The following is a 6,166-nucleotide window of genomic DNA, read 5'->3' on the forward strand; positions in this document are numbered from 1 at the left end:
GTGAACGCCATCGGTCCGAGAGAACAGGCGAAGACATCTCGCAACGCAGGGCCTGCGTCTTGGTCGGTGTCGATCCGAAGACGGTGCGTCGTGAGGGCCCGCCCGAACGAGCCATTGAAGGGGGAGTGTCCTGAACGAGGAGATCTTCGACACACCGGGCGATGCCCGCCAAAAGATCGCCCTCTGGCGCTACGACGACAACACCGTCAGGCCGCACTCCTCACTCGGCAACATGACGCGGCACGAAGCGCGCCGGACACTTGCGCTATCCGAAGACGCCGCGCCCGGCGCGCCTGCCCTGAACCAACCTGCCGACCACCAATTCCAAACCGGCAGCCTCTCGTTGTGACCGAGCGACGCACGGCGGTCAGGTCAGGCGTCAACACGGCCTCCTCTCGCTTGCGGCTATGCGACGCTATGGGCGGGTATGCGCGAAGGCCAGCGCAAGACGCAGCGGACAGAGCCGCACGCCGCACAGGCAACCCAGCACTTGCGCATCAGCCACGAGAAGCCGCTGACCGCCATCCGGACTGATCTGGTCGCCCACCGCCGCTCGATCCAGCAGCTGCAGATCTCCGTCGCCTGAAACTGTGGGCAGTTTGAGGCGCTTAGCCGGTCAATCGAGGAGTTGAAGGCCGCGCAGCGCGAGATCCTGCTGCTGCGCGAGATCAGCAGCAGGGCCGGGCCCTGACAGCGCGGCCTGCATTTCCCCTGCTGTGGCGTCGGCCACACGCCCCGCGGACCTGAAACAACCGACGACGCAAGCAGGCCAGCTAGTCCTTCAGCAAAGGCGCGAAATCCTCTCCGAAGAGTTCACAGAGCTGGTCCATGTCTGGCGGCATATGAACAGATTTCGCATCTCGATACTCGATAAACCGAAGCGCTTCTGCCCGTCCGGATCGTTCGGCATACGCACGGAAGGGCAGATAATGCTCCTCGAAGTGATGCAGGTCGTGTTCGTTCTGCAGATAGGTGACAGATGCGTTGCGGTGCATCAAGGTCGGGTCATATGTCGTCAGGTCGGACTGACGCGGGATGCTTTGCCGCTTTTTCTGAAAGGCCTCGACCGCTGACCGGACATTGAACTTGAGGGCGTCCGTTTGTGGGTTGATCGCGATCGCACGGTCGATGCACCCCAGCAGCGTTGCCCCGATGGCAGCGAAACCGCCTCCAGAGCTGCCAAACCCGATGACCTCGGCTTCGCCGTTGATCTCCTTGATACGCTCGAGGATCGGCATGAGCGTGTGCGGCAGGCTGTTTTGCCCTGCAGCGCCGAGGTACCAGCCAAGGAGAAGCCTGTCCTCGCCAAGGGTCAAGGGGTCCGCAACGCAAAACACAGGATGCTTGAACCTCTTTGCCCATGACCACCGCTGAAACGGGGCTCTCTCTGCCGCGATCTTTGCCTCCGTCAAAGCCCCATTGAACAGGATGACGACCTTCGACCAATCCTCAGCGTTGTGAAAATAAACATTCCCGCAAATCCCCTCATTCGATCGGGTCAGCGCATCCAGCGTCGGATATTCGGTAAAGATAGCCTTGCGCGTTGATCCGATTTCTGAGACCCAAACCGGACCTTGCCCAATGTCAAAGCCGATCGTCACGCCGTCTTCGAACGGCAGCGCAGTCGAAAAACCGTGCTGGTCGGATGCGGCATCGACCCCAAGCCGCTCCTTCAAGTGCCTCGAAACGTCTGCTCTTGTCAGTTCAAGCTGAAGCTCTCGGGTGCATGACTTCGACTTCACTACAACCGTGGGCCTTGCGCCAGTCTCGCACCACGCCCATCCGGATATCTCCATCTGCATAGGATTGACGGGCTGGCCCGATTTCGGGAAGTCGATGAAATACCGAAGTCCGTCGACAGAGTTTAGCTTGCTAATCTTGTATTCCACGACGCGCCCCAACTGAAGAATATCTTGCCGATCTTTTGTCTAACGGATGGCAACCTGAACTGCTGCTGGTTTTGTGGCGACGACGATAGGATCGTGACCAGGGAGCTGGACAGTGGATATGACAAGACGAAATTTCAGCCGTGAGTTCAAGACAGAGGCCGTGAGGCTGTTCACCGATCGGGGCGTTGCGGTGTCACACGCCGCACGTGACCTCGCCCTGTCCGTGAGCGTGGCTCACGCCGCTGGATGAGGGAAATGAGCGAAGCCCCGGCTGCTGCCTTTTCCGGGAATGGGCAGATGCGTGCCCATCTGGCCGAGATCGCAGCCCTGCCGAAAGACTGAGCGCAGCTGTGCCATCGATTCACGCGACTGCGCGAGGGTCTGGCTCCGGGTGGCGCCTGATTCTCAAGAAGGGTGAGACCGTTGTCCGCCATTGGTCCAAGGACAGTGGTCGACCCTATGGCGCGATGTTCCAAAGGAAGGACGGGCCTGTGGCCTGCGCAAGACCCTGCGGCTGATGCGCTCCAACGCCTTCAGGGCGCGGCTGTGGCGCCGGGGTAAGCCAAAGGACGATGGCGAGCTCGGTCATTGCCGACATCGAGCCGGTGAACGCCACCGGTTCGGGTGTGTCGGCAATGCCAGGGCCGGGATCTTCAGGCAGATCGGCCGAACCAGCACGGGCTGGCCGATGTCACAGACATCTGGACTGCCGAGGGCTGGTTGTATGGCGCGTCTCGCCACTGGTCCGAGGGGCCATGGCGAGGTCGGCGATGGAAATTTCTTCTCAACGCTGAAAATCGAACGGACCGCCCGCAAACTGTGTCGCACCCGATATGACGCGCGCGCCGATGTCTTCGACGACATCGAACGCTTCTTCAATCCGCGGCGGCGCCATTCAAAACTAGGGCTACCGCAGCCCAACGGAGTTCGAGGCATCCGCCATGCCAGCTTGACCTGGTGTCCACGAAACCGGCAGCAGCTCACGGTGCGGTGCAAGAGCATCAGAACAGAAACGTACCGACCTTATCCAGATGGTTCAGATGATCATGCACAGATAGGAGAATGAGATCATCGGTTGGTCTGGTATCGCGGGTGACGGCTCGGCCGCTAGCCACCGCATTCCCGCTAAGATGACCGCGCGACGCAGCCCGTGAGTTGGCTCATCAATGGTTGCGGGCAGCAGTGGGGATGCGCGGGACCCTGTTCCAGGATGGATGCATGGGCTGCCTAAACCCCGTTATCCAGGATAGGGTCCACTGGGGTAACTTCAGAACGGCTTTCAAGCCGTTGAAAGTTAGGGTGCCGTGTAGGAACGACTTTCGACGCTAAAGTGCCGAGAATACGGTTTCACGCGGCCCCTCGGGTGCACCAGGTTGCCTAACCGATGCGGTGACGGCGCCAGACCTCGATCATCCAGGCCAGCATGATCGCGTTTAGGATATGCCACATGAAATGCGTGCCGATGGGCAGCACCGCGCAGCTGGCCTGATCCAGGGTGCGAAAGGTCAGCGATACGACCAGCAGCCCCGCCCCGATCGCCAGCCCGCGCGCAACCTGCGGCAGACGACGGCGCAGCAGCAGCGCATAGACCCCGATCAGCAGCGGCACGGGCGCATAGCTGGCCGACGACCCCAGCCCCGGCACCTGCTGGAACAGCGGCACGGTCAGGGCGGCATAGGGGATGAACCCCGCCGTCACCACCGCCGCCACCCAGGGCCGCGCGCCGAAATAATCGCGCGTTGCGGCAAAGACATAAAGCAGGATGAAAGCCACGATCGGCACCACATCCATCAGGCTGGTCAAGGGGTTCGCATGGGTATGAAACAGCCACGACCCGATGCCGATGACGAACAGCACCCCCGCCATCAGCCGCCCCATCGCCAGGCCCGGCCCCTGCAACCGCCGCCAGATCAGCACGGCAGCCACCAGAAAGGCCAGGTTGGTCAGGGCATTGATGGGTTCGGACCAGTAATCCGGGCCAGTGCGTTCGCAATAGGCGTCGACGGGGGCGAACCAATCCATCTCAGCCATCCGCCCGGCTGGTCCGCCGCTCCATGAAGAACCACGGCCTCAGCTTGACCCCCAGGATATTGCCCGCGAAGGCCGCCACCGCCCACAGATAGCCATGCAGGCTGCCCGACGCGATCCCCGAGAAATAGGCGCCGATGTTGCAGCCATAGGCGATGCGCGCGCCATATCCCAGCATGAGGCCGCCCACCACCGCCGCGATCACCGACCGCAGCGGGATGCGCAGCGACGGCGCAAAGCGTCCCGCCAGCGATGCGGCCAGCATGGCCCCCGCGATGATGCCGAAATTCATGATCGTGGTGATGTCGGCAAAGATCGACGATTGCAGCGCTTGGGCATTGGCGGGGCGCTGCCAATAGCCCCAGGCGGTCGGGTCGATCCCCACCAGCTGCGCGATTTTGGCGCCCCACAGCGCAAAGGCCGCGGTGATGCCCCAGGGCCGCCCGGAAATTGCCAGTGTCAGAAAGTTCAGCACCACCAGCGCCACCGCGCCTGCCACCAGCGGCCAGGGCCCGCGCAGCCAGCGCGCCGCACCATGGACCGGGCTGTCGGGCGCCTGCTCCAACGCGCCATGGCGGCGGCGTTCGACCCGCAGCGTCAGCAGCGCGATGGCGCCGAAGATCGCCAGCGACAGCGCGATGCCGCCCCAAGCGCCAAAGGGCTGCCACAGGGCCATGGGCTCCAGCGAGGGCAGGCTGGCCCACCAGTCGAAATGGACGGTGCCCAGCAGCGATCCGACGATGAAGAAGACCAGCGTGATCAGCATCCGGGCATTGCCGCCCCCCGCCGTGAACAGCGTCCCCGAGGCGCAGCCCCCGCCCAGCTGCATTCCGATGCCAAAGATGAACGCCCCCGCGATCACCCCCAGACCGGCGGGCGAGACCAGGCCCCGCACCTCGTTCCCGAACAGCGTGCCCGAGGACAGCGCCGGAAAGAACAGCAGCACCGCCATCGCCAGCAGCAGCATCTGGACCCGCAGCCCGCGCCCCCGCCCGTCCATGATGAACACCCGCCAGGCCGAGGTGAAGCCGAAGGCCGCGTGATACAGCGACAGCCCCAGGGCCCCGCCGATCAGGAACAGCGCGCCCTGCGCCGGGCCGTAGGTCAGGGCCAACCCGACCGTGCCCAGGGCCAGCGCCACCAGCGCCCCCAGGCCCGGCGCGCCCAGAGGCGGCAGGCCCATTCCGGGTCGGCCCATTCCGGGACGGGAGGACAGGATCTGTGCGTCGGCCATGGCGGTTCCTTTGTCATGGTTCGGGATGCGTCCGGGCAGATGGCCCCGAAGCCCCCCGATTGGCAAGCCCCGCCCGTTACAGCAGGAAGTGGTCGGCCTCCAGCTCCAGCCGCCCGGCCAGGCGGATGATCATGTCGGGCGTGCGGTCTCCGTTCACGTCGACCAGCAGGCGCGTGGCCCCGTCCATGTGATCCCACCGCAGCGAGCGCATCCCTTCGTGCGGGCCGGTCCCGGCAAAGGTCAGGTTCAGCGCCCGCAGGTCGATCAGATCCTCTCCGGGGCGGAAATCGGTGATCAGGTCCGCCAATCCGCGCGCGCTGTCGGCCACGGAATTGAAGCGGAACACATCCGCCCCCATGCCGCCGGTCAGCACGTCCTGACCCAGCCCGCCGATGATCGTGTCGTTGCCCTGCTGGCCCAGCAGCGTGTCGCGGCCCGGTCCGCCATCCAGCAGGTCGTTGCCCATCCCCCCTTCGGCCCGGTCATTGCCCGCCCCGGCGCGGATCGTATCCCACCCCGGCCCGCCAAAGATCAGATCATCGCCCGCGCCCGCCAGAATGATATCGTCGCCCATGTCGCCATACAGCGTGTCGCGCCCCGCCCCCGCCGTCAGCCGGTCATTGCCCATGCCGCCCGCCATCCAGTTGTTGCCCAGCATGTCGGTCAGATGATCCGCGCCCTCGTTCCCGAACAGGCGGTCGTTGCCCGCCCCCCCGATCAGCGTGTCGTTGCCCATGCCGCCATGCAGCGAGTCGTCGCCGCCATTGCCCAGGATGCGGTCATTGCCCGCACCGCCGCGCAGCATGTTGCCCACGGCGTTGCCCTGCACCACGTCATTGCCCGACCCGGCGACATAGCCCTCGATCAGGGTGCCGGGCGCGATCTGCAGATTGCCGCGCAGGCCCCAGACGTCGGAGGACGCGCCCATGCGCAGATCGACCCGCTGATCCATCCAGTCGCGCGAGAAGTTGATGGTGTCGAACCCGCCCGCATCATAGATCGTCATCGCGACGTC

General features: G+C 64.3%; 6 protein-coding genes and 2 pseudogenes. 4 read left to right on the top strand and 4 right to left on the bottom strand.

Annotated elements, in window-relative coordinates; genetic code table 11:
• Window positions 1-118 precede the first annotated feature (118 nt).
• Window positions 119-349, top strand: a pseudogene (locus tag ACK41U_RS18860) (integrase core domain-containing protein); the annotation flags it as partial.
• Window positions 350-427: 78 nt separating this feature from the next.
• Window positions 428-586 (top strand): hypothetical protein, encoded by a 159-nt coding sequence (locus ACK41U_RS18865; RefSeq protein WP_409683679.1) that lies wholly within the window; start codon window positions 428-430, stop codon window positions 584-586.
• A gap of 187 nt (window positions 587-773) precedes the next feature.
• Here the strand turns inward: ACK41U_RS18865 and ACK41U_RS18870 are convergent, their stop codons facing one another.
• Window positions 774-1,889: a hypothetical protein gene (locus ACK41U_RS18870; RefSeq protein WP_409683682.1), complete on the bottom strand. Its 1,116-nt coding sequence runs from the start codon at window positions 1,887-1,889 to the stop codon at window positions 774-776.
• Window positions 1,890-2,007: 118 nt separating this feature from the next.
• Between ACK41U_RS18870 and ACK41U_RS18875 the strand changes: the two genes are divergently transcribed.
• Window positions 2,008-2,139 carry a transposase gene (locus ACK41U_RS18875; protein WP_409683694.1) on the top strand — a complete coding sequence of 44 codons (132 nt, stop codon included), beginning with the start codon at window positions 2,008-2,010 and terminating at the stop codon, window positions 2,137-2,139.
• A gap of 525 nt (window positions 2,140-2,664) precedes the next feature.
• Window positions 2,665-2,842: pseudogene (locus tag ACK41U_RS18880) on the top strand (IS3 family transposase); the annotation flags it as partial.
• A 424-nt stretch (window positions 2,843-3,266) separates the two neighbouring features.
• Here the strand turns inward: ACK41U_RS18880 and ACK41U_RS18885 are convergent.
• From ACK41U_RS18885 to ACK41U_RS18895, 3 genes are all read right to left on the bottom strand, one after another.
• Window positions 3,267-3,911 (bottom strand): ceramidase domain-containing protein, encoded by a 645-nt coding sequence (locus tag ACK41U_RS18885; RefSeq protein WP_409683685.1) that lies wholly within the window; start codon window positions 3,909-3,911, stop codon window positions 3,267-3,269.
• Window position 3,912: 1 nt separating this feature from the next.
• Window positions 3,913-5,151: a YeeE/YedE family protein gene (locus tag ACK41U_RS18890; protein ID WP_409683688.1), complete on the bottom strand. Its 1,239-nt coding sequence runs from the start codon at window positions 5,149-5,151 to the stop codon at window positions 3,913-3,915.
• Window positions 5,152-5,227: 76 nt separating this feature from the next.
• Window positions 5,228-6,166 (bottom strand): calcium-binding protein (locus ACK41U_RS18895; protein ID WP_409683691.1); only part of this gene is annotated, 939 nt, incomplete at its 5' end.

This window comes from Paracoccus sp. (in: a-proteobacteria) (assembly GCF_046289755.1).
Classification (GTDB): Bacteria; Pseudomonadota; Alphaproteobacteria; order Rhodobacterales; family Rhodobacteraceae; genus Paracoccus.

Bases quoted from the DNA above. Each gene is read 5' to 3' on its own strand.
- ACK41U_RS18890 (WP_409683688.1), bottom strand. From the start codon at position 5,151: ATGGCCGACGCACAGATCCTGTCCTCCCGTCCCGGAATGGGCCGACCC.
- ACK41U_RS18865 (WP_409683679.1), top strand. From the start codon at position 428: ATGCGCGAAGGCCAGCGCAAGACGCAGCGGACAGAGCCGCACGCCGCA.
- ACK41U_RS18875 (WP_409683694.1), top strand. From the start codon at position 2,008: ATGACAAGACGAAATTTCAGCCGTGAGTTCAAGACAGAGGCCGTGAGG.
- ACK41U_RS18885 (WP_409683685.1), bottom strand. From the start codon at position 3,911: ATGGATTGGTTCGCCCCCGTCGACGCCTATTGCGAACGCACTGGCCCG.